The organism is Pelomonas parva, from assembly GCF_043555835.1.
GTDB lineage: Bacteria > Pseudomonadota > Gammaproteobacteria > Burkholderiales > Burkholderiaceae_C > Pelomonas > Pelomonas parva.
In genome coordinates this window covers 810,162-830,627 of record NZ_JBIGHV010000001.1, presented here as the reverse complement: position 1 = coordinate 830,627, position 20,466 = coordinate 810,162, and the positions used below count along the sequence as shown (strand labels likewise).

Sequence of the window (20,466 nt, the reverse complement as noted above, 5' to 3'; positions counted from 1 at the left end):
CAATGCCTGCACGCATCATCGAAACCGCCACCACGCCGCTGGGCGGCGCCACGGTCGACCCCATCACGCTGGACATCATCGAGAACGCGCTGCGCAATGCGCGCGTGGAGATGGACGCGACGCTGTTCCGCACCGCGCTGTCGCCGGGCATCCGCGAGCAGGGCGACGCCTTCCCGCTGATCGCCGACCGGCACGGCCGCATGGTCGTCGGCCAGTTCGGCTCCTTCATCGACGGCTTCCTGCGCAACTACGACGGCGAGATCGAGGACGGCGACGTCATCTTCCTGAACGACCCATATTCCTGCGAAGGCGCCATCAGCCACCTGAACGACCAGCTCGTCATCCTGCCGGTGTTCCGCAAGGGCCGGCTGATGGCCTGGGCGGCTATGTTCGGCCACATGACCGATGTGGGCGGCAAGGTGCCGGGCTCGCTGCCGACCGACGCGACCAGCATCTTCGAGGAAGGCTTTCGCCTGCCGCCGGTCAAGCTCTACCGCAAGGGCCAGCTGCAGGAGGACATCGTCCGCATCAACGTCAACCAGTCGCGCATGCCCGAGTGGTGCAAGGCCGACCTGCACGCGCTGGTGGCGTCCTGCCGCGTCGCGGCGCGGCGCATCGACGAGATGTGCGAGCGCTTCGGCGACGAGGTGTTCGACACCGCCACGCAGGAACTGCTGGCGCGCAACCACCGCGCGATGAAGCACCTGATCAGCACGCAGATCGGCGAGGCGCCGGTGTCCTTCGAGGACTACCTCTGCGACGACGGCCGCGGCTTCGGCCCGTTCAAGATCAAGTGCACGATGTGGCGCGAGGGTGAGCGCGTCATCCTCGACTTCGCCGGCACCGATCCGCAGTCCACCTCCTCGATCAACTACCTGTTGAACGAGAACATGTTCAAGATGTTCTTCGGCATCTACATGATCATGGTGTTCGACCCGCAGGTGCTGTTCAACGACGGCTTCTATGACCTGGTCGATGTGCGCATCCCCGAGGGCTCGCTGCTCAAGCCGAAGTTCCCCGCAGCGCTCAGCTGCCGGACCCACGCGCTGGGCCGCATCTTCGACGTGCTGGGCGCGCTGCTGGGCCAGAAGACGCCGGAGTTCCTGTGCGCGGCCGGCTTCTCGTCCAGCCCGCACCTGATGTTCTCGGGCCACCGTGCCAATGATGACGGCGGCCAGGGCGACTGGTTCCAGCTGTTCCAGATCGGCTTTGGCGGCATCCCGGGTCGGCCGTTCGGCGATGGCGCCGACGGCCACTCGCTGTGGCCCGGCTTCACCAACGTGCCCAACGAATTCCTGGAGCGCTATTTCCCGATGGTCATCGAGCGCTACGAGACCGTGCCCGACTCGGGCGGCGCCGGCAAGTTCCGCGGCGGCAACGGCATCCTGATGACCTACCGCTTCACCGAGGCCGGCAACATCTCCATCCACGACGACCGCTGGTTCATCCCGCCCTGGGGCGTCAACGGCGGCCAGCCGGCGCAGCGCTCGTTCAAGACGCTGCAGCGCGTTGACGGCAGCGAGCAGTCGCTGCCCGCCAAGTGCGACTCCATCGCCGTGCAGGCGGGTGACCAGCTGCACTTCGTCACCTGGGGCGCCGGTGGCTGGGGCGACCCGCTGGAGCGCGAGGCCGAGACGGTGGCGCTGGAAGTGCGCCGTGGTCTGGTCACGGCCGAAGGCGCGCGCCGCTACGGCGTCGTCATCACGCCCGCGCTGACGGTGGACGAGGCCGCCACCGCCGCGCTGCGCGCCGAGATGCGCGCCAGCCGCGCACCGCTGGCCGTGTTCGACCGCGGCCCCGACCTGGCCACGCTGAGAGAGAACTGCCTGGCCGAGACCGGCCTGCCGGCACCCAAGCCGCCGGTCTGGCCCGGCCGTCGCAGCGCCGTCGCGGCATGAGCACCGCCGTCACCCGCCGCCGGTTCATCAGCCTGGCCGGCGCGGGTGCCGGCCTGGTGCTGGGGCTGCCGGCCGAGGCTGTAGAGCCGCCCGCTGCCGGCGGCCTGAGCCAGCCCTTCGTGCGCATCGCGCCCAGCGGCGAGATCACCATCCTGATCAAGCACCTGGAGATGGGGCAGGGCGTGTCCACCGGCCTGGCCACCATCCTCGCCGACGAGCTGGACGCCGACTGGACCCGCGTGCGCAGCGAGCCCGCGCCCTTCAACCCGACGCTGTACAAGCACACGCTGTTCGGCTGGCAGACCACCGGCGGCTCCACCTCGGTGGCCAACAGCTGGCAGCAGCTGCGCGAGGCCGGCGCCGTGGCGCGGGCGATGCTCGTGCAGGCGGCGGCGCAGCGCTGGGGTGTGCCGGCGGATGAGCTGACGGCCCACCGTGGCCGCGTGATGCATGGCGCCACCGGCCGGCAGCTGGCCTACGGCGAGCTGGCCGAGGCGGCCGGCAAGCTACCCGTGCCCAGCGGCGTGCCGCTGAAATCCCGCGCCGCCTACACCCTCATCGGCCGTGAAGGCGGCCGGCTGGGTTCCGCCGACATGGCGCGTGGCGCGGCGGCTTATGGCATCGACATCCAGCGGCCCGGCCAGCGCATCGCCGTCATCCAGCGCCCGCCGCGCTTCGGTGGCAGCGTGCGCACGTTCGACGCCACCGCCGCGCTGGCCCTGCCCGGCGTGCGCGCCGTGTACCGGCTGCCGCAGGGCGTGGCCGTGGTGGCCGACAACAGCTGGGTGGCCATCCAGGGCCGCGCGCTGCTGAAGATAGTCTGGGACGACAGCCAGGCCGAGACGCGCTCCACGCCCGAGCTGAAGGCCGAGTTCAAGCGCCTGGCCTCCGCCGGCGACCCCGGCATCGACGCCCTCGTGCGCGGCGACGCAGCCCAGGCGCTGGCCGGCGCCGCGAAGGTCTTGTCCGCCGACTTCGAGCTGCCCTACCTGGCCCACCAGCCGATGGAGCCGCTGGCCGCCGTGGGCGAGCTGCGCGACGGCCGCTGCGACATCTGGGCCGGCTGCCAGAACCCCAGCGCCGATCACCGCGCGGCGGTGCGCCTCCTCGGGCTGCCGGCCGACAAGGTCACGCTGCACCTGCTGCCCTCGGGCGGCAGCTTCGGCCGCCGCGCCACCTTCAGCGCCGACTGGATCAGCGAGCTGGCCGAGCTGCTGCGTGCGCAGGCTGCCGCCGGCGACGCGCGCCCCGTCAAGCTGATGTGGACCCGCGAGGACGACATCACCGGCGGCTACTACCGGCCGATGAACCTGCACCGGCTGCGCGCCGGGCTGGACGCGCAAGGCCGCTTGCTGGCCATCGAGCAGACCATCGTCGCGCAGTCCTTCTCGCCCAGCATGCTCAAACCCGGCGTGCCGGCAAGACCCGACCCCTTCATCACCGAAGGCCAGCTGGCCGAGGGCTACACGGTGCCGCATGCGCGCACGCGCTGGGTCAAGCCCGATGTCGGCGTGCCGGTGCACACCTACCGCGCGCTGGGCTACAACCACACGACCTTCAGCAAGGAGGTGATGATGGACGAGTTGGCGCGCGCCGCCGGGCAGGACGCGCTGGCCTTTCGCCTCGCCCACCTGGGCGCCCACCCGCGCCACGCCGCCGCGCTGCGCCTGGCGGCCGAGCGTGCCGGCTGGGGCCAGGCCTTGCCGCCCGGTCGCGCGCTCGGGCTGGCCGTGCAGGAGGCCTACAAGACCGTCGTCGCCCAGGTCGCGCAGGTGCGCATCGAGCAGGGCCAGGTCGTCGTCGAACGCGTGGTCTGCGTGGTGGACTGCGGCGTCGTCATCAACCCCGGCACGCTGCGCGCGCAGATGGAAGGCGGCATCGCCTGGGGCCTCAGCGCCGTGCTGCACAACGAGCTGACGCTGGAGTCGGGCCGCGTGCAGCAGAGCAACTTCCACGACGCCCCGGTGCTGCGCCTGCACGAGATGCCGGCCATCGAGGTGCACAGCATCGCCAGCGACGCCGCGCCCACCGGCATCGGCGAGCCCGGCAGCGTGCCCATCCTGGCCGCCGTGGCCAACGCCGTCGCCCGGCTTACGGCTAAGCCGGTGCGCTCGCTGCCCATACGGCTCGACAAGACCGACACCTGATGATCAAAGCCTATGAAATCGGCCCCCAGCAGGGCCTGGCCGGCCTGCGCGCGGTGCGCCGCCCGCAAGCCGCGCCCGGCCCCGGCCAGGTGCTGGTGCGCCTGCGTGCCGCCTGCCTGAACCACCGCGACCTGCTGGTGCTGCAGGGCCGCTACGGCCCGCTGCGGCCCGAGACGCGCATTCCGCTGAGTGACGGTGTGGGCGAGGTCATCGCGCTGGGCGCTGGCTGCGGCGAGCTGGCCGTGGGGGAGCGCGTCATCTGTTCGCACTTCGTCAGTTGGATCGATGGCGATTTCCACCCGCGCATCTTTGCTGCCGACCTCGGCACCTCGCTCGACGGCTGGCTGGCGGAAACGGTGCTGCTGCCCGCTGCGGCGCTGGTGACCGTGCCCGATGCACTCAGCGATGCGCAGGCCGCGCCGCTGTGCGCGGCGGGCCTGACGGCCTGGCATGCGTTGGTGGAGTTAGGCCGCGTACAGGCCGGCGACCTGGTGCTGACGCTGGGCACCGGCGGCGTATCCATCTTTGCGCTGCAGCTGGCCAAGATGCACGGCGCCCGCGTCGCCATCACTTCGTCCAGCGATGCCAAGCTGGACCTGGCCCGCGAGCTGGGGGCCGACATCACCGTCAACTACCGCACCCATCCCGACTGGGCCACCGAGCTGCTGCGCGCCAGCGGCGGGCAGGGCGCCGACATCATTCTTGAAACGGGCGGCCTGGCCACGCTGCCGGCCTCCATTGACGCGGCCGCGCCGAATGCGCGCATCGCCGTCATCGGCGCACTGGGCGGCTACGGCGCCACCAGCCTGCCCAACTTCACGACGCTGGTGCTGAAGAACCTCGTGCTCAAGGGCATCACCTCGGGCAGCCGCAGCATGCTGGAGCGCCTGGTGCGCGCGGCCGCCGCCAACGGGCTTGCGCCGGTCATCGACTGCGAGTTCGGCTTCGACGACGCGGCCGAGGCCTATGCGCATCTGCAGGCCGCAGAGCACCTCGGCAAGGTGCTGATTCGCGGCCGTTGAGCGCCCACATTCGCAGGCCGAACAAGCGTCATCGCCAGTCGGCAAGAGGCTGCTGCAACGCAGATCATGAAGGCCGAGTCGCACTCATCCTTCAATAGAAAGCAATCGTATGGAATTCAATGAACTGGCCGTGCTGCGATGGGTCCACATCGTCTGCATGGTTTACTGGTTAGGTGGCGAGTGGGGCATCTTCAACCTCTCCCGGCACATCGTGAACCGCACGCTGCCGATGGAGGAGCGCCGCCGCCACATGGAGACGGCTTATCGCATCGACATCCTGGCGCGCTCCGGCATCATCCTGCTGCTGCCGCTGGGCCTGCACATGGGCCACTTCTGGGGCACGCAGCCGCTGGGTGGTGCCTGGCTCACGGGCATGTGGGTGGTGGCGCTGAGCTGGCTGGGCCTGTGCCTCGCGGCCTTCTTCTACCGCGAAAGCGACACCGGCATCCGCCTGACCATGCTCGACGAGCGTGTGCGCTTCGTGCTGATCCCGGTGCTGGCCGTGTGTGCCATCAGCTCGCTGCTGGGCCACGGCCCGTTCGCGGCGGAGCCCGGCCAGAAGTGGTTCTCCATCAAGGTCCTGCTGTACTCGGGCACGCTGGTCATCGGCCTGTACCTGCGCTTTGTCATGCGTGAATGGACCATGATGTTCCGCGAGCTGGCCAAGGGCCCCAACCCCAAGGTCGAGGCCACGCTGGAGCGTTCGCTGCGCATCAGCCGCTTCATCGCCTACTGCTACTGGGTGATCATCCTGTCGGTGGCGTTCATGGGGGCGGTCAAGCCGTTCTGAGCGCGCGCGAGGTTGGCGACCGCACAAAAAAAGGGAGCCTCGGGGCTCCCTTTTCTTCTTTGCGGGCATCCGACGTGGCTGCCGGTTCGTGCCGATGTGGCGCTTAAAGCGCTGTATCCAGCGAGATCGTTCGTGCGACCTTGCCCTTGTCATCGAGCATCTGAATGCTCGGCTTGCCATCCGCAGTGACGAGCAGCAGCAGCCGAGGCCGTCCCTGTGCATCGCTCAATTGCAAGGCTGATGCGCGGTCGGCCGTCGTGCCGATGCGCACCCGGTTCTGCGGCAGCAAGCCCTCTGCCCGCAGCTTTGCCATCTCGGCGCGGCGCTCCTCGGTCGGCAGGGTCGAGAACTCGCGCAGCAACTCCTTGCGTTGCGGCAGGTCCAGCTTGAGCGGGTCCGCTTCGTCGTTGATCGCGATCTCGGTGCGGACACGTCCGTCCTGTTCCGCATGCAGCAGTTGGAGCACCTGGTCCGTCCGGAAGCGGTCGAATGTCAGGCTGAGGCCGGCATTCACCTTGCCGTCCGCGCCGATGGCACCCTTCTGGATCAGCCCGCCGTTCTCCGTGCCTTCATCGTTGATGAAAAGCATGCCCGCCATGGTGCGTCGATCCGGTCTTGGCTGTTCGGCACCCTTCCACGGTGTGCCTGGGAACTGCTCGCGGTTGGAGATGACCATGCGCAGCTGGCCATCGGGCTCCCGGATGTTGATGCGGCCAACGTCGATCTCCTCGAACTTGGTCGGCGGCGCCTTGGCGCCCGTCAGAAGCGTGACGGCAGCGATGAATGTGGCGCAGGCAGTCATGCCGGCGAGAAAGCTTCGGGTTCGGCTCAAAACGGGCTCCAAGGCAGAAGGGAATCAAAGCGTAGTGCCCGGTTTCGCATGCGTGATGCAGCTCATCCCACGCATTCAACGCTTCGTCGGATTCCTGCGCTTGCCCGCCAGGGCCCTTCCGTTTTGAGTGGAACGCGAGCCGGAGCTAGCCTTCAGGCCAACGCGCGCGCCGCGTCGGCGACTGCCGCTCGAATGCGCGCATAGGTGCCGCAGCGGCACAGGTTGCCGGACATCGCCGCGTCGATCTCGGCTGCACTCGGCTGCCTGCCGCGCGGCAGGCTCTTCAGGAAGGCGGTGGCCGTCATGACCTGGCCCCCTTGGCAGTAGCCGCACTGGGCCACGTCGTGCCGCACCCACGCGGCCAGCACCGCCTGCGCGACCTTGTCGGTGCCGGCGGCCAGGCTTTCGATGGTGGTGATCTTCTGGCCGGCAGCGGCCGCGACCGGCGTCACGCAGGCGCGCGTGGCCTGGCCGTTCAGGTGCACGGTGCAGGCGCCGCATTGCGCCATGCCGCAGCCGAACTTGGTGCCGGTCAGGCCCAGCGTGTCGCGCAGCAGCCAGAGCAGGGGCATGGCGGGGTCGGCCTCGACCTGGCGGGCCTGGCCGTTGATGTGCAGGGTTTGAGTCTTCATCACTTGTTCTCGAAGCTGCGATAGCGCCCCAAACCCAGCAAGGCGAAGGCGCTCAGCACCAGCGCAATGCCGGCCGCTGTCAGCACGACGACATAGGAGCCCGTCTTGTCGAAGCTCCAGCCGAACACGGCCGGGCCGAAGCCGGTGCCGATGGCGAAGCAGCAGTACAGCAGCGAATAGATCTGCGTGTAGCTGCGCATGCCGAAGTAGCGCGCCACGAGGAAGGCCAGCAGGTCGTACTCCACGCCCACCGCAAAGCCGATCAGCACGATGGACAGCAGCGCCATCGCATAGCTCATCTGGCCTTGGGCGATCAGCCAGCAGGAGATGCCCGGCAGGCACAGGATCACCAGGGCCACGCCCGGCGCCCAGAAGCGATCGATGAGCCAGCCGCCCACCAGCCGGCCGGTCAGCGCGGACAGGCCGATGAAGGCGGTCAGCCCCAGGATCTGCGAGCGCTCGAAGCCGTTGGTCTTGAGGATGTTCTCCATGTTCGGGATCGGCCCGCCGAGCGCGAAGGAGATGGGAATCAAGGAAACCGCGATCAGCCAGAAGCGCCAGTCGCGCAGCGTCTGTGCAAACGTCAGGCCGTTGGCCTCGGCGCGCGCGCCGCCGGGCTGCTGCGGGTTGCCTTCGACGTTGCGGAACAGCAGATAAGCCACCGGCAGCGCGATCAACAGTGGCAGCAGGCCCAGGCCGATGTAGGCACCGCGCCAACCGAAACTGGCGATGAGCCAGGCGGTGTAGGGCTTGGCAATGACGCCGAACAGGCCGGTGCCGGTCAGCGCCAGCCCCAGCGCGAGGCCCTTGCGCTCCTCGAACCACGCGTTGACGCCGCGCGTCCACGTGATCGGCAGCGTGCCGGAACCCAGCACGGCGATGCCGACCCAGGTCAGGTAGTACATCGTCAGCGAGCCGTCGCCCAGCGCGAAGGCCATGAAGGACAGCGAGAACAGCAGCGTCGACGCCAGCGCCACCGGGCGGGTGCCGTAGCGCCCGGCCAGGAAGCCGGCCAGCGGTGCGGCGACCAGCGTGGCCAGCGTCATCACGGTGATGCCGAAGAACACCTGGCCGATGCCCCAGCCGAACTCCCGCGCCAGCTCGGGCGCCAGCAGGCCTATCGTGTAGAAGGGCAGTGGTGACAGCCCGAGGCCTACGCCGAGAAACGCCGCCAGCACGATGGGCCAGCCGCGCCGGAACTCACCGTAGCCAAGTTTCTTCTCGCTCATCGTCCCTGCTCCTGAAGCTGCTGTGCTGGCGGCCGAACGTCCGCCTCCGGGCCATGATGGCCAGCCCCCGACCGATTGAGAAAGCTGCGCAGCCGGCTATCCAGCAAGCGAACAGGCGGCCTGCTGGAACCCCGGCAAAGGCCTGAGCCCTCCTACGCTGCGGCCCTGTCATCTTTCGGAGTCGCGATGTCTGGGATCGAAGCGCAAGGCCTTGCCACGCTGCAGCAACTGAAGGCCGGCCTGGTGGCGCTGCTCGGACCCGAGCATGTGCATGACGACGAGGCGCTGCGCACTCTGCACAGCCAGGACATCTGGCGCAGCGGCGCTCACCGCGTGGCGCTGGTGGTGGCGCCCGGCTCGGTGGAGCAGATCGTTGCCGCGCTGCGCCTCATCCAGCAGGCCGGCCATGTGGTCGCGCCGCGCGGCGCCGGCATGGGCTACACCGGCGCCTACGTGGTGGACTCGCCGCGTGTGGTGTCGCTGGACATGTCGCGCATGGACCGCATCGTCGACATCCATGCGGCCGACATGACCGTCACCGTCGAGCCTGGCTGCACCTGGGCCGCGCTGCGCGCCGCGCTGGCGCCGCTGGGCCTGCGCACGCCGTTCTGGGGGCCGATGTCGGGCCTGCGCTCGACGGTGGGCGGCGCCATCTCGCAGAACGCGGCCATGCTGGGCGCAGGCCAGCACGGCATCTCCAGCGAGAGCGTGGTCGCGCTGACCGTGGTGCTGGGCGATGGCCAGGTGTTGCGCACCGGCGCGCGCGGGCAGGGCGGTGACCAGCCGTTCTTCCGCCACTACGGCCCCGACCTGACCGGGCTGTTCTGCGGCGACGGCGGCGCGCTGGGTATCAAGGCGCGCATCACGCTGCGGTTGATGGCCAGCCCCGCGCACGAGGACTACGCCTCCTTCGCCTTCCAGACCGGCCGTGACCTGCTGGCGGCCATGGCCGCGATGGCGCGCGCCGGCATTGCCTGCGAGATGTGCGCCTTCGACCCCGGGCTGACGCGCGTGCGCATGCAGCGCTCGTCGCTGGCCAGCGACGTGAAGACGCTGGGCGCCGTGGTGGGCCGGCAGAAGTCGCTCGTCAAGGGCCTGCTGGAGGCCGGCAAGATGGCACTGGCCGGGCGCGACTTCGTCGGCGACGAGAACTACTCGCTGCACATGATTGCCGAGGGCCGCAGCGCCGCCGGCGTGCAGGCCGACATCGCCGAGGCGCGGCGCATCGCCAGCGCGAACCAGGGCGAGGAGATCGCCAACACCATTGCCAAGGTGATTCGCGCCCAGCCCTTCCCGCCGCTGAACAGCGTGCTGGGCCCGGGCGGCGAGCGCTGGACGCCGGTGCATGGCGTGGCGCCGCTGTCCACCGCAGCCGACCTGTTCGAGGCCATCCAGCGGGTCTTCGCCGAGATGGATGCGGACTTCCAGCGCTGCGGCGTGAAGGCCGGCTATCTGTTCACGTCCATCTCCACCAACGCGCTGATCGTCGAGCCGGTGTTCTATTGGCCGGGCGAGCGCCTGGCGGTGCATGCCGCCGCGATGCAGCCGGAGCACCTGGCCAAGCTGCCCGCGCTGCCCGACGACCCAGCAGCCACGCAGGTGGTGGTGCAGGCGCGCACGCGGCTGATGGCGCTGTTCCAGCGCTTTGGCTGCGGCCACTTCCAGATCGGCCGCACCTATCCCTACCGCGCCAGCCGCGACGAGGCCAGCTGGCGCCTGGTCGAGGCCATCAAGGCGTCGGTCGATCCGGCGGGGCTGCTCAATCCCGGCGTGCTGGGCCTGGGCACCGCACGCTGATCAGCGAGCGCCTTGTCCGACCAGCGGACAAGACTGGAATGGGGACTGCAGCCTCTTGTTGCGGCGCACAACATGGCGCATCCCCACTCCGATGCCGTCGCCGCCATGACCACTGCCCGAAAGATCGCCCGTCACCGCCCGCGGCACTGCCTGCCGCTGTTGCTGGGCCTGGTGGCACCGCTTGCCGGCGCACAGGCGCAGGTGAGAGCAGCGCCCGAGGCCACACCTGCCGAGCCCGCCGCGTCTGCCGACACGCGGCAGACGCTGGGGGCGGTCGTCGTCACCGCGCAGCGCAAGCCACAGAAGCTGCAGGACGTGGCCGCTGCCGTCACCGCCCTGACGGCCGAGTCCATGGAGTCGCTGCAGGTGCAGAGTGCGACCGATCTCAGCCGCCTGGTGCCCAACGTGAAGTTCGATGCCGTGACGGCGGGCTCCACCGCGCTCAAGCCCTTCATCCGCGGCGGTGGCGTCACCGACGGCGGCCAGATCACGTCGGAGTCCGAGGTCGGCATCTATGTCGACGACGTCTACCGCGCGCGGCTGTCGGGCGCGCTGATGGAGTTCGTGCAGCTCGACCGCATCGAGGTGCTGCGCGGCCCGCAGGGCGTGCTGTATGGCCGCAACTCGTCGGCCGGCGCGTTGAGCATCGTCACGCGGGCACCCACCGCCGCCACCACGGGCAGCTTCGAGCTGGGCCTGGGCAACAACGGGCAGCGCCACATCAAGGGCCACGTCTCCTCGGCCATCTCCGAGGACAAGCGCTGGCGCGGGTCGCTGCAAGGCATGGTCAAGCGCCGTGATGGCAATGGCCAGTACAACGTCACGCAGCGCAAGGACGTGGGCGCAGAGGACACCGTCGGCCTGCAGGGCGACCTGGCCTACGAAGGCCCCGAGCTGCAGGCCCGGCTCAGCGTGTTCACCACCCGCACCGACGGCGATGGCCAATGGGCCGTGCCCAACACCATCGCCCCGGACGGCACCATCACGCCCAGCACCGGCTCCTACCGCAAGGTGGCGTCGCCCTATGACTCGCTGACCGATGTGCGGCAGTCCGGTGCGACGCTGCGGCTGCAGGGCCGGCTGGGCGACGTCCGGCTGACCTCGATCACCGGCTTCGTGCGCATGAACGACCACTGGCGGCAGGACTTCAGCGGCGGTGTGTCGGCCGCGCTCATCGGCGGTTCGGCCAGCGACACGCTCGCGTTGTTCGAGCGCGAGAGCCACACCCGCCACCACCAGTTCAGCCAGGAACTGCAAGCCGCCGGCGAGCTGCTGGACGGGCGGCTCAGCTACGTCACGGGGCTGTACTACTTCGATGAGTCGGGCAGCCAGGATCTGGCCTCGACCATCTTCTTCCAGCCGTCCCAGGTGCGCTTCAACGCCGACACGACGAGCCGCGCCGCCTTCGGCCAGCTCAGTGCGCGCCTCACGCCGGTCACGACGCTGCTGGTCGGCGGCCGCTACAGCCAGGACCGCAAGCAGCTCGATGGCGCGCTCGCGGCCCAGCCCTTCGATCAGTCGAACCGTTACGGCAAGTTCACGCCCAAGGTCGGCATCGACCACAAGCTCGCGCCCGACACGCTGGCCTACGTCAGCTACAGCCAGGGCTTCAAGGCTGGGGGCTACAACGGCCTGGCGGCGACGGTGGCGCAAATCAGCCAGGCCTTCCTGCCGCAGACCACCGATGCCTGGGAGCTGGGGCTGAAGTCCGAGCTGCTGGAGCGCCGGCTGCGCGTGAATGCAGCGCTGTTCCACAACAAGATCAAGAACCGGCAGCAGACACTGACGGTGAGCAACGGCCCCAGTGCCGGCAGCTTCGTCGTGGAGAACTACAACGCCAAGCTCACGGGGCTGGAGGTGGAGGCCGCCTGGCGCCTGCTGCCCACGCTGACGCTGTGGGCCAACGGCGCCGTCAACAGCGGCAAGTACACCGGCTGCGCGACCACCGTGAACGTGCCCTGCTCGGTGATCGACAACGCGCTGCCGCTGTTCCCGGACCATGCCTTCACCGTCGGCTTTGACCACAACACGCTGGCCGGCCCGGGCGCGCTGCGGTTCGGCGCGGACTACAGCCAGCGAGCGGCCTACTACTCCACCGCCGACAACGCCCCGATCGGCGCGGTGCCACGGCAGAAATCGCTGAACGCCTACGTCGCCTACGACGTTGGCGCATGGACCGTGCAGCTCGCCGGCAAGAACCTGACGCAGCAAGAGGGCTGGCAGACGGGCTTTGGCTTCAGCGTCGTGCAGCCGCGCTTCGCCATCCCCGGCCGCAGTGTGATGTTGACGGCGCGCTACCAGTATTGAGGGCAGGCCCCGGGGCCATGAGAAAGGCCCGGCGTCTGGCGACGCCGGGCCTTCGTTGCCGGGGCGGCAGGTGCGTCAGTCGCGCTTCAGATCCAGGTGCTGCAGCAGCGGGCCGAAGCCGTCGACGCCGTCCAGGATGCCGTTGGTGCGCAGCGCATGCCAGTAGGTCGCGGTGTTGATGGCGATGACCGGCTTGTTGAGGAAGGCCTCGGCATACGGTGCCAGCCGCGCCATCGACAGGTTGGTGCCCACTTGAACGATGGCGTCGATGTCGTCGCCGTCGAGCTCCATCAGCGCCCGGGCCAGCTGCGGCTCGGTGACGCGCGAGATGTCGGTCCAGCTCTTGCAGCGCAGCGGCGTGTCGCGTACCTGCTGGATGCCGTAGTCGCTGAAGAAGCGCCGCACATGCTCGTTGGCCACGGGGTAGTAGGGCGAGATCACGGCCACGCGGCGGATGCCGCCGTAGGCCTTGATCGCCTCCACGCAGCTGATCGGGCCGACGCTGAACTCCTTGCCGCTGATCTCGCGCAGGTGCTTGAGCTGGGCGTGGCAGGCCTCGGCGCCGCCGACGAAGGAGACGGCCGAGACGCCCATCACCATGTAGTCGGGTTCGGCCGTCATGGCCGTGCGCACCGCCGCATCGACGGCGCCCTGCAGGATGTCGATGCCGGCCATGAAGGTCTCGTCCGACAGCGCCTTGGCGTTCTCGATGTAGATGTCGCGGTACTGGTTGGTCACGCCGGCCGGGCGCATGGCTGCGAACTCGGGCTCCACCACCGTGTTGGTGGAGGGGCCGAACACGGCGAAGACCTTGCGCCAGCCGCAGGTGTCGCGGCCCTGGGGGCGGGGGACGGGTTTGGCGATGGTGCTCATACGTAGTGCGGATCTTTCATGGGGCCAACGGAACGGGAGCGGGTCGCCTGCAGCATCACCGGCGGCTCGCTGCCGGGGAAGTCGGGGCCCCAGTTGACGGGGTCGCCATGCATCTCGACACGGGCGTTGTCCGTGTACCAGTCGACCAGCCGGCCGTCGCAGCGCAGCAGCCAGGTCGTGCCTTCGTCGCCGGCCACGAAGTCGCCATGGCGCACACCGGCCGGGCGGAAGAAGTAGGTGCCCGGGTACATGGTGCCGAAGTTGTATTCGAAGCTGCCTTCCAGCGTGAAGGCCTCTTCGTAGCAGGGGTGGTGGGCGAGCGGATGCTCCTTCCAGTTCGCCTTGGCATGGATCAGCCGCGTGTAGAAGCCGGTCACCTTGTCGTGGTGCAGCAGCTTGATGAACAGACCCGGCACCGGCGTGCCGCCGCGCGAGAAGTCCATCGGGCTGCCGTGCGTCGGGTGGGTCACGTCGTACCAGTCCATCTTGCTGGCCTGCTTGATGACCAGCTCGTGCGCCGGGTTGCGGTTCGCGCCGTGCGCGTTGCCCGGCGTGAAGGCCCAGTCGGCGTACTCGCGGAACAGCAGGATGCGCGTGCCGGCCTTGGCCTTCACGGCGGGCATCAGCACGCCTTGCGGGGCCATCAGGTAGTCGTCCTTGACCAGCACCTGGTCGCCGACAGTGACTTCACCCGACAGCACATACCACTCCGTCTGAGCGGCATGCAGGCCGGCCGGGCGGCTCCAGTCGCTGGTGAACTCCACCAGCAGCGAGGCCTCGCCCTTCTCTTCGCAATAGTTCAGGTTGCGCTGGCGCGCCTCGCCGCTGCCGTGCGGCAGTTCGGCCGGGTGCCAGATCAGGTCTTTCTCGTCGATGAGCTCTACATGCGGTCGCATGGCGGGTTACCTCGTGTCAGCGTGGGGATGCGGTGATGATTGCGGGCGGCTGCCGCCAAGCCAATCGAGGCTGCAGCCGTGTCCGCCTGTTGAATGGAAGGCTCAGCCCCGAGGCCGGGGCAAGTTGGCCGCTATACGCTTTGGGCGTATGGTTGCGGCATGCTCGACCGTCGTCGAGAGCCCCATCTTTCGGAAGCTGTGGCCCCGCTACTGGGACGAAGATGAGCGCGCCGAGTTCGCGTCCTTCATTGCGCTGAACCCAGAAGCCGGCGCCGTCGTTCGTGGCTCCGGTGGCGTCCGCAAGGTGCGCTGGGTTCGGGAAGGAACGGGCAAGTCGGGTGGCGTCAGGATCGTCTACCTCACCCGGAACGAAGCGGGTGAGATCTATCTGCTCACGCTTTATGCAAAGTCCGAGTCGGGGAGCATCTCCCTCGGCACACTCAAGGAGATTTGTCGTGCCCTCAAAGTCTAGGAAGCTCAACCCCGCCGAGCTCGCTGCGTTTGAAGCGAAGCGAGACATCGGCGCGGAGACCCTGCAGTCCATCAAGGACATGAAGGCAGGCAAGGGCAAGGTGGTGGTCTCTTCTGCCACAGAGGCACGGGAGGCCACGGGTCTTTCCCAGTCCCAGTTCGCCAGCTTGCTGGGCGTCTCCGTTCGCACGCTCCAGGGCTGGGAACAAGGGCGAAAGCAGCCAAGCGGTGCGGCTCGGACGCTCCTGGCCATCGCGCGCACCAATCCGAAGGCGGTTCTCGCGGTCTCGGCGCAGTGAGGCCAAACCGACTGCTCCAGCGGCAGGCCGATCAGGGCTTGAGCCGCTGCGCCGGCAGCTTCACCTCGACTGGCGCACCCAGGTCGGCCGCGCTCTTGCCGAAGGCGAAGGTGTAGGTGCCGGCCGGTACGGTCCAGCCGCCCAGGCCCTTTTCTTCGCGGTAGTCGGCCAGCAGGCGCGAGTCGACGCGCAGGCTCACCGTCTGCCGCTGGCCGGGCTCCAGCGCCACCTTCTGGAAACCCACCAGCCGCTGCAGCTTCTGGCCATTGCGGGCCACCAGGTAGGCCTGCGGCACATCGGCGCCGGACATTGCGCCGGCGTTGCTGACCGTCAGGCCCAGCTCGACGACGCCCTTGTCGTGGCGCACGCTCGCTGCGCTGTGCTCGAAGCGCGTGTAGCTCAGGCCGTGGCCGAAGGGGAACAGCGGCGCCAGGCCGGTCTTGGCGAACCAGCGGTAGCCCGCATCGGCGCCTTCGTCATAGACCACCTTGACCGGCGTGCGCTCGACCAGGCCGATGCCGGGCAGCGCCGCGCGCGGCCACTGCGTGATGGACTGCGGGAAGCTGACCGGCAGCCGGCCCGAAGGATTGATGGCGCCCGTCAGCGCCTCGGCAATTGCCTGCGCGCCCTCCTGGCCCGGGTACCAGGCTTGCACGACCGCGCGCACGTCGCGCAGCCAGGGCATGGTGACCGGGTTGCCAGTCTCCAGCACGACGACGACGTGCTTGTTGGCCGCGGCCAGCTTGGCGATCAGCTCGTCCTGCCCTTGCGGCAACGCCAGCGAGCCGGAGTCGTAGGCCTCGCCCTCCCATTTGGTGGCGAACACGATGACCAGGTCCGCCTGCGCCGCATAGGCCGCCGCCGTGTCCGGCGAGTAGCCCGAGTTGAAGCGGAACTTGGCCTGGGGCAGCGCGGCCTTCAGCGCGGCCAGCGGCGCGCTGGGTGTGTAGACCTGGCGCGTGAAGGTGGTCGATGGGTCATCGACATCGCCGCCGACGAAACGCGGCTTGCCGTTGCTGGAGAACACCTGGCTGGAGCCGCCGCCCGAGAGCACGCCGAAGTCGGCATTCCCACCGACGACCAGGATGCTCTTTGCCGACTTGTCCAGCGGCAGCAGGCCGCCCTCGTTCTTCAGCAGCACCAGGCCGGCCCGCGCGGCCGCCAGCGCCACCTGGGCGTTGGCCTTGTAGTCGATGGGCTGCGGTGCGTAGGGCGCTTCTATGCCCAGCGCATAGAAGCTGCGCAGCATGCGCCGCACGGCGTCCGACACGCGTGCCTTGCTCACCTTGCCGGCGTCGATCAGCGCCTGCAGCGGCTTGCCGAACCAGACCTGGCGGTCCAACTGGCTGCCGGCCTGCTGGTCCAGGCCGGCGTTGAAGAACTCGGCGCCGCTGACGGCGCCCCAGTCCGACATCACCCAGCCCTTGTAGCCCCAGTCGCGCTTGAGCACGGTGTTGAGCAGGTGGTCATTGCCGCAGGCCTTGTGGCCGTTGACGAGGTTGTAGGCGCACATCACCGAGCCCGGCTGGCCGATCTCGATGCCGATCTGGAACGCCAGCAGCTCGCTCTCGCGCAGCGGCGCCTCGGCGATCACCGAGTCGGCATAGAAACGCAGCGTCTCCTGGCCGTTCAGCGCGAAGTGCTTGATGGTCGACACCACGCCCTGCGCCTGGATCGCCTGGATCGAATGCCCGGCCAGCACGCCGGCCAGCAGCGGGTCTTCGCCCAGGTACTCGAAGTTGCGGCCGTTGCGCGGGTCCCGCGCCAGGTTCAGCCCGCCGGCCAGCAGCACGTTGAAGCCCTTGGCGCGCGCCTCCTGCGCCACCGAGGCGCCGATGCGCGCGGCCAGTCCAGGGTCGAAGGACGAGGCCAGCGCCAGGCCGGACGGCATGGCCGTGGCGACATCGCCGGGGCGGGCGAGATTGGGGTTGGTCACGCCCAGGCTGGCGTCGGTCGCCAGTTGCGGCGGCACGCCCAGGCGCGGCACGCCCGGCACATGGCCGGCAGAAGCGGGCACGCCGGGCGGGATGTCGGCCTTCAGCCCCGGGATAAGGATGGGCATCACCCCCACCAGCAAGCTCATGCGCTCGGCATCGGTCATCTGTGCCTCGACGCGCGCGGCGCGGGCGTCGGGGTCCTCGCGGTTCGGGGTGCTGGCGGCGCTGGCTGCGCCGTTGGCGGTGGCGCAGAGCAGGGCGGGAACGAGGAGCAGCAGTGGCTTGCGGTGTTTCATGGGCGGCGGGCTCGGGCAGTCATCCGGGAAACCGGGAATGAGCCGACCACGCGCGTGCGCCGGCCCAGTGGTGCGCGGATGCTGACATTGAGGCCCAGCGAGCCGATAGCGCGGGTGGCGCGGTGTTCACCAGTTGGTGAAATTGGCATCGGTTGGGCGCCCAGGCGGCGGGAGCGCCGGCAGGGCACCGGCCTGAGTCCGTGTCGGATTGAGCCTTGCGGCGCCGGTCGTCCCTGGTCAGCCGAACGGCGTGAATCGGCGCGTACAGCGCCGCCAGCAGCCGGCAGCAGCTCACGGCCAGGCCTGGACAGGCCGTGAGCAACGGGTTGGGCCCGCATCCGCTGAGTCATTACGCAGACAGCGACGCACGGTGTTCGCCAGCAGTCGGCAGCCGATTGTTCCGATGGATCAAGTACTTGCCCGTGCCGACGCGGTACGCATGACGCGGCACGGGTCTACATTACGGAGACTGTCGATAGCACGTTAGCCTGCACAAGCACCATGGAGCACATAGCCCCCTTGCTACAGACCATCCTCTGGGTCGCACTGGCCGGTGGCATTGTTTGGCGCTTTCATCGACCGATTTACGACCTCCTTACCGCTCTAGGCAGGCGGGTCGATGCTGGTAGCACGATCAAGGCTGGCCCATTCGAGCTGAGCGAGCAACTGAAGCCTCAAGATCCTGTGAAGGTTGAGGCCAAGCTGACTAATGAGATCAAGGAAGCCACGCCGCCTCCCAAGCTGTCGGTCGATAGTGAGCACTTGGAACCGTCGAACCTCGCTCGCATCACAAAGAGTCGCTTCCTGCAAGCAGAAGACTTGGTGCTTCGCGCGATCCAGACTGAGTACGGGTCTCCAATCAATCGGCAGGTGACTGCAGGAAGGGATGACGGATTCGACGGAATCTTTCTCTCTTCTGGCCGAGTGAGCGTGGTCGAAGTTAAGTACGTCTCAAGAGGTGGCCCTGGTCACCGCTTCCAGGAGTCGATCACTCGACTAACTCAGTCAGTTCGAACCTATGGCTGGCCCGATGCGCAAATCATCCTCGCCCTTGTCTTTGAGGACGCCGAGCAAGTCGGACGAACTCGTGAGCTACTGGTCGCGATGTTCGCCAAGAATCCAGTGCCGGTCGTTGTTCGCTGCTATTCGCTCTCAGAATTGAGATCGCTATTCGGTATCGAAGACGCAGGCGGTGCAGGCTAGCCATTCAGTCGAGAGGACTTGCGCAAACAGTCGCGCAGGCCGCTCACTTTCACGTTGAGCGCCCGCTTTCGGGCAGCGCTTCAGGTAAAACGGAAGTCCGCTCCGGGTCGATAGCCTTCGCGCACTGCGAGCCGCAGTGTCGAGCCGGCGGCGCCAGTGCGGCTCAGCCGCCCGCCACAAAGCCCAGCATCACCCCCGCCCGCGCGTCCCGCGCCATCCGCACCTTCACACTCCCCGGCACCAGCGCGGCAGCCGCATCGAGGTAGATCCCCAGCGGGTCGCCGTCGTCGGCCATCAGCAAGGTCGGGTGGGTCAGCAGCGGCAGGCGCTCGGCGGTGGGGTGGGCGAACACGGCGTGGTAGGCCAGGTGGTAGCTGGGCAAGGCCTTCAGCAGGTCCACCACCAGGGCCTGTCGGGCGGCAGCGGGCGGCACGGCGTTGCGGTGCAGGCGGTGCGCGGGGTCGGGCAGGTGGTAGGGGAAGTGCAGGAACATGCCTTCGACGAAATGCCAGGACCAGGCGAGGTGGCCGCCGAAGTCGTCCGGCGTGATGGGCGGCGCGTAGCGGGCCACCATCTGCGCGCGCAGCTCGGGCTCGAACAACCCCAGGCCGTCCAGCATCAGGCGCCGCACGCGCGTGGGGTGGCGCAGCGCCAGCTCCAGGCCGATGTGGGCGCCGGTGTGCTGGCCGCAGAAGTCGACCTGGGCGATGCCGAGCCGGTCGAGCAGCTCGACCATCTGCTCGACATAGTCGGCCATGGAGGGCGCGGCCATCGGCAGCGGCTCGGAGTCGCCGTTGCCGGGCATGTCCGGCGCGATGACGCGGCGGTGCGGGGCCAGTTGCTGGATCAGCGGCACCAGGCCCGCCGACGAGCCCGGCCCGGCGTGGGCCAGCAGCAGTGGCAGCTCGCCCGGCCGGGCTTCACCGGCCACGCGGTAGTGGGCCAGCCTGCCATCGGCCAGGCGCAGGAAATGTCGGTCGATCCACATCGTCATCAATAGCCCCGCGCCGGCTGCCAGGGCAGGTCGCGCAGATGGCCCATCTCGGCCGGCAGCACGGGTGCGTAGGGCTGGTGGAAGTCGAACGGCGCTTCGTCGGCTGTCCAGATGTTGATGTGCCAGCCGCCGACGAAGCGGATCAGCGCGACGCAGCCCCAGCGCGTGCCGAAGGGCCCGTGCGGGATGCCGGGCGGGCGCCAGAAGTAGGCGCCGGCATGCATCTCGCCATGAGGGCCGACCAGGGAGCCGGCGATGACGAAGCACTCCTCGACGACCGGATGCGACTCGCGCGGGCCTTGCGAGCCGGGCGGTTCGGAGTGCGGCAGCATCATCGACAGGAACGTGCGCTCGCCCGTCACCGGGTCGGCGCGCAGGTCCTTGCGCGAGATGCCCAGGTGGGCGAGCTTCTGGTCGTTCAGCCGCATGTCCCAGGGCATGTGCAGCACGTCGCGCTGCTCGATGGCTGCAGCTTCTGCCGCCACGGTCGGCCCCAACTCGGGCCGGGCGTCGAAGAAGGTCAGCACCACGGCGCCGCGCAGCGTGGACATCGAGTGGCGCAGCAGGCCTCGCGGCACCTGGCCGTAGTGGTCGGCGCCGAAGCGCAGGCCGTTGATCTCGATCTCGCCTTCCAGCACGTAAAACTCTTCGCCCGCATTCAGGCGCTCGTCGGCCAGCCGCGCCCACCCGGGCGCGTAGCGGATCAGGCAGGTGCAGGCGCCGGTGTCGGCGTCGCGGCTGAGGTATTTGTACTCGGCGTCGGGCCGCGCCGCGCCAGGCGGGATGCGGCGCCACGGCAGCATCTGCGACTGGACGAACTCGGTGTGCGGGCGGTTGAGCATG

General features: G+C 68.8%; 17 protein-coding genes. 9 read left to right on the top strand and 8 right to left on the bottom strand.

Features of this window, described 5'->3' with window-relative positions; translation table 11 throughout:
• Nucleotides 1–2: 2 nt before the first annotated feature.
• The 4 genes from ACG00Y_RS03410 to ACG00Y_RS03395 all read left to right on the top strand — a co-directional run bounded on the left by ACG00Y_RS03410 (nucleotide 3) and on the right by ACG00Y_RS03395 (nucleotide 5,857).
• Nucleotides 3–1,898 (top strand): hydantoinase B/oxoprolinase family protein, encoded by a 1,896-nt coding sequence (locus ACG00Y_RS03410; protein WP_394475971.1) that lies wholly within the window; start codon nucleotides 3–5, stop codon nucleotides 1,896–1,898.
• Nucleotides 1,895–4,045, top strand: a complete 2,151-nt coding sequence (locus ACG00Y_RS03405) for a xanthine dehydrogenase family protein molybdopterin-binding subunit (protein ID WP_394475970.1) — start codon at nucleotides 1,895–1,897, stop codon at nucleotides 4,043–4,045. The genes ACG00Y_RS03410 and ACG00Y_RS03405 overlap by 4 nt, the downstream gene beginning before the upstream one ends.
• Nucleotides 4,045–5,067, top strand: a complete 1,023-nt coding sequence (locus ACG00Y_RS03400; protein ID WP_394475969.1) for a zinc-dependent alcohol dehydrogenase family protein — start codon at nucleotides 4,045–4,047, stop codon at nucleotides 5,065–5,067. Before ACG00Y_RS03405 ends, ACG00Y_RS03400 begins: the two co-directional genes overlap by 1 nt.
• 109 nt (nucleotides 5,068–5,176) lie before the next feature.
• Nucleotides 5,177–5,857, top strand: a complete 681-nt coding sequence (locus ACG00Y_RS03395; RefSeq protein ID WP_394475967.1) for a hypothetical protein — start codon at nucleotides 5,177–5,179, stop codon at nucleotides 5,855–5,857.
• A 103-nt stretch (nucleotides 5,858–5,960) separates the two neighbouring features.
• On the opposite strand, the gene ACG00Y_RS03390 is transcribed toward ACG00Y_RS03395, so the two are convergent.
• From ACG00Y_RS03390 to ACG00Y_RS03380, 3 genes are all read right to left on the bottom strand, one after another.
• Nucleotides 5,961–6,689 (bottom strand): hypothetical protein, encoded by a 729-nt coding sequence (locus ACG00Y_RS03390; protein WP_394475965.1) that lies wholly within the window; start codon nucleotides 6,687–6,689, stop codon nucleotides 5,961–5,963.
• A gap of 152 nt (nucleotides 6,690–6,841) precedes the next feature.
• Entirely contained in the window at nucleotides 6,842–7,321 is a 480-nt protein-coding gene (locus ACG00Y_RS03385) for a (2Fe-2S)-binding protein (RefSeq protein ID WP_394475964.1), read from the bottom strand.
• A complete protein-coding gene (locus ACG00Y_RS03380) occupies nucleotides 7,321–8,550 on the bottom strand; it encodes an MFS transporter (protein WP_394475961.1) in 1,230 nt (409 codons plus the stop codon). Before ACG00Y_RS03380 ends, ACG00Y_RS03385 begins: the two co-directional genes overlap by 1 nt.
• 186 nt (nucleotides 8,551–8,736) lie before the next feature.
• Between ACG00Y_RS03380 and ACG00Y_RS03375 the strand changes: the two genes are divergently transcribed.
• Both ACG00Y_RS03375 and ACG00Y_RS03370 read left to right on the top strand, forming a co-directional pair.
• Nucleotides 8,737–10,347: an FAD-binding oxidoreductase gene (locus ACG00Y_RS03375; RefSeq protein WP_394475960.1), complete on the top strand. Its 1,611-nt coding sequence runs from the start codon at nucleotides 8,737–8,739 to the stop codon at nucleotides 10,345–10,347.
• 105 nt (nucleotides 10,348–10,452) lie between these two features.
• The gene (locus tag ACG00Y_RS03370) at nucleotides 10,453–12,654 is read left to right on the top strand and encodes a TonB-dependent receptor (RefSeq protein WP_394475958.1); all 2,202 of its coding nucleotides are present in this window, start codon (nucleotides 10,453–10,455) and stop codon (nucleotides 12,652–12,654) included.
• Between the two features lie 75 nt (nucleotides 12,655–12,729).
• Here ACG00Y_RS03370 and ACG00Y_RS03365 read toward each other — a convergent pair whose 3' ends face one another.
• Nucleotides 12,730–13,527, bottom strand: a complete 798-nt coding sequence (locus ACG00Y_RS03365) for a maleate cis-trans isomerase family protein (RefSeq protein WP_394475957.1) — start codon at nucleotides 13,525–13,527, stop codon at nucleotides 12,730–12,732.
• Entirely contained in the window at nucleotides 13,524–14,423 is a 900-nt protein-coding gene (locus ACG00Y_RS03360) for a DUF4437 domain-containing protein (protein ID WP_394475955.1), read from the bottom strand. The genes ACG00Y_RS03365 and ACG00Y_RS03360 overlap by 4 nt, the downstream gene beginning before the upstream one ends.
• A gap of 148 nt (nucleotides 14,424–14,571) precedes the next feature.
• On the opposite strand from ACG00Y_RS03360, the gene ACG00Y_RS03355 reads away from it, so the two are divergent.
• Together ACG00Y_RS03355 and ACG00Y_RS03350 are read left to right on the top strand one after the other, a co-directional pair.
• Nucleotides 14,572–14,895, top strand: a complete 324-nt coding sequence (locus tag ACG00Y_RS03355; RefSeq protein ID WP_394475953.1) for a transcriptional regulator — start codon at nucleotides 14,572–14,574, stop codon at nucleotides 14,893–14,895.
• Complete coding sequence (locus ACG00Y_RS03350; RefSeq protein ID WP_394475952.1) at nucleotides 14,879–15,193, top strand: helix-turn-helix domain-containing protein; 315 nt, start codon at nucleotides 14,879–14,881, stop codon at nucleotides 15,191–15,193. The genes ACG00Y_RS03355 and ACG00Y_RS03350 overlap by 17 nt, the downstream gene beginning before the upstream one ends.
• A gap of 31 nt (nucleotides 15,194–15,224) precedes the next feature.
• Here the strand turns inward: ACG00Y_RS03350 and ACG00Y_RS03345 are convergent, their stop codons facing one another.
• Nucleotides 15,225–17,426 (bottom strand): beta-glucosidase, encoded by a 2,202-nt coding sequence (locus tag ACG00Y_RS03345; protein ID WP_394475950.1) that lies wholly within the window; start codon nucleotides 17,424–17,426, stop codon nucleotides 15,225–15,227.
• Nucleotides 17,427–17,927: 501 nt separating this feature from the next.
• Here ACG00Y_RS03345 and ACG00Y_RS03340 point away from each other — a divergent pair.
• Nucleotides 17,928–18,629, top strand: a complete 702-nt coding sequence (locus ACG00Y_RS03340) for a hypothetical protein (protein WP_394475949.1) — start codon at nucleotides 17,928–17,930, stop codon at nucleotides 18,627–18,629.
• Nucleotides 18,630–18,792: 163 nt separating this feature from the next.
• Here the strand turns inward: ACG00Y_RS03340 and ACG00Y_RS03335 are convergent, their stop codons facing one another.
• Nucleotides 18,793–19,623: an alpha/beta fold hydrolase gene (locus ACG00Y_RS03335; protein WP_394475948.1), complete on the bottom strand. Its 831-nt coding sequence runs from the start codon at nucleotides 19,621–19,623 to the stop codon at nucleotides 18,793–18,795.
• A complete protein-coding gene (locus ACG00Y_RS03330; protein ID WP_394475946.1) occupies nucleotides 19,623–20,465 on the bottom strand; it encodes a cupin domain-containing protein in 843 nt (280 codons plus the stop codon). The genes ACG00Y_RS03335 and ACG00Y_RS03330 overlap by 1 nt, the downstream gene beginning before the upstream one ends.
• Nucleotide 20,466: the final 1 nt, after the last annotated feature.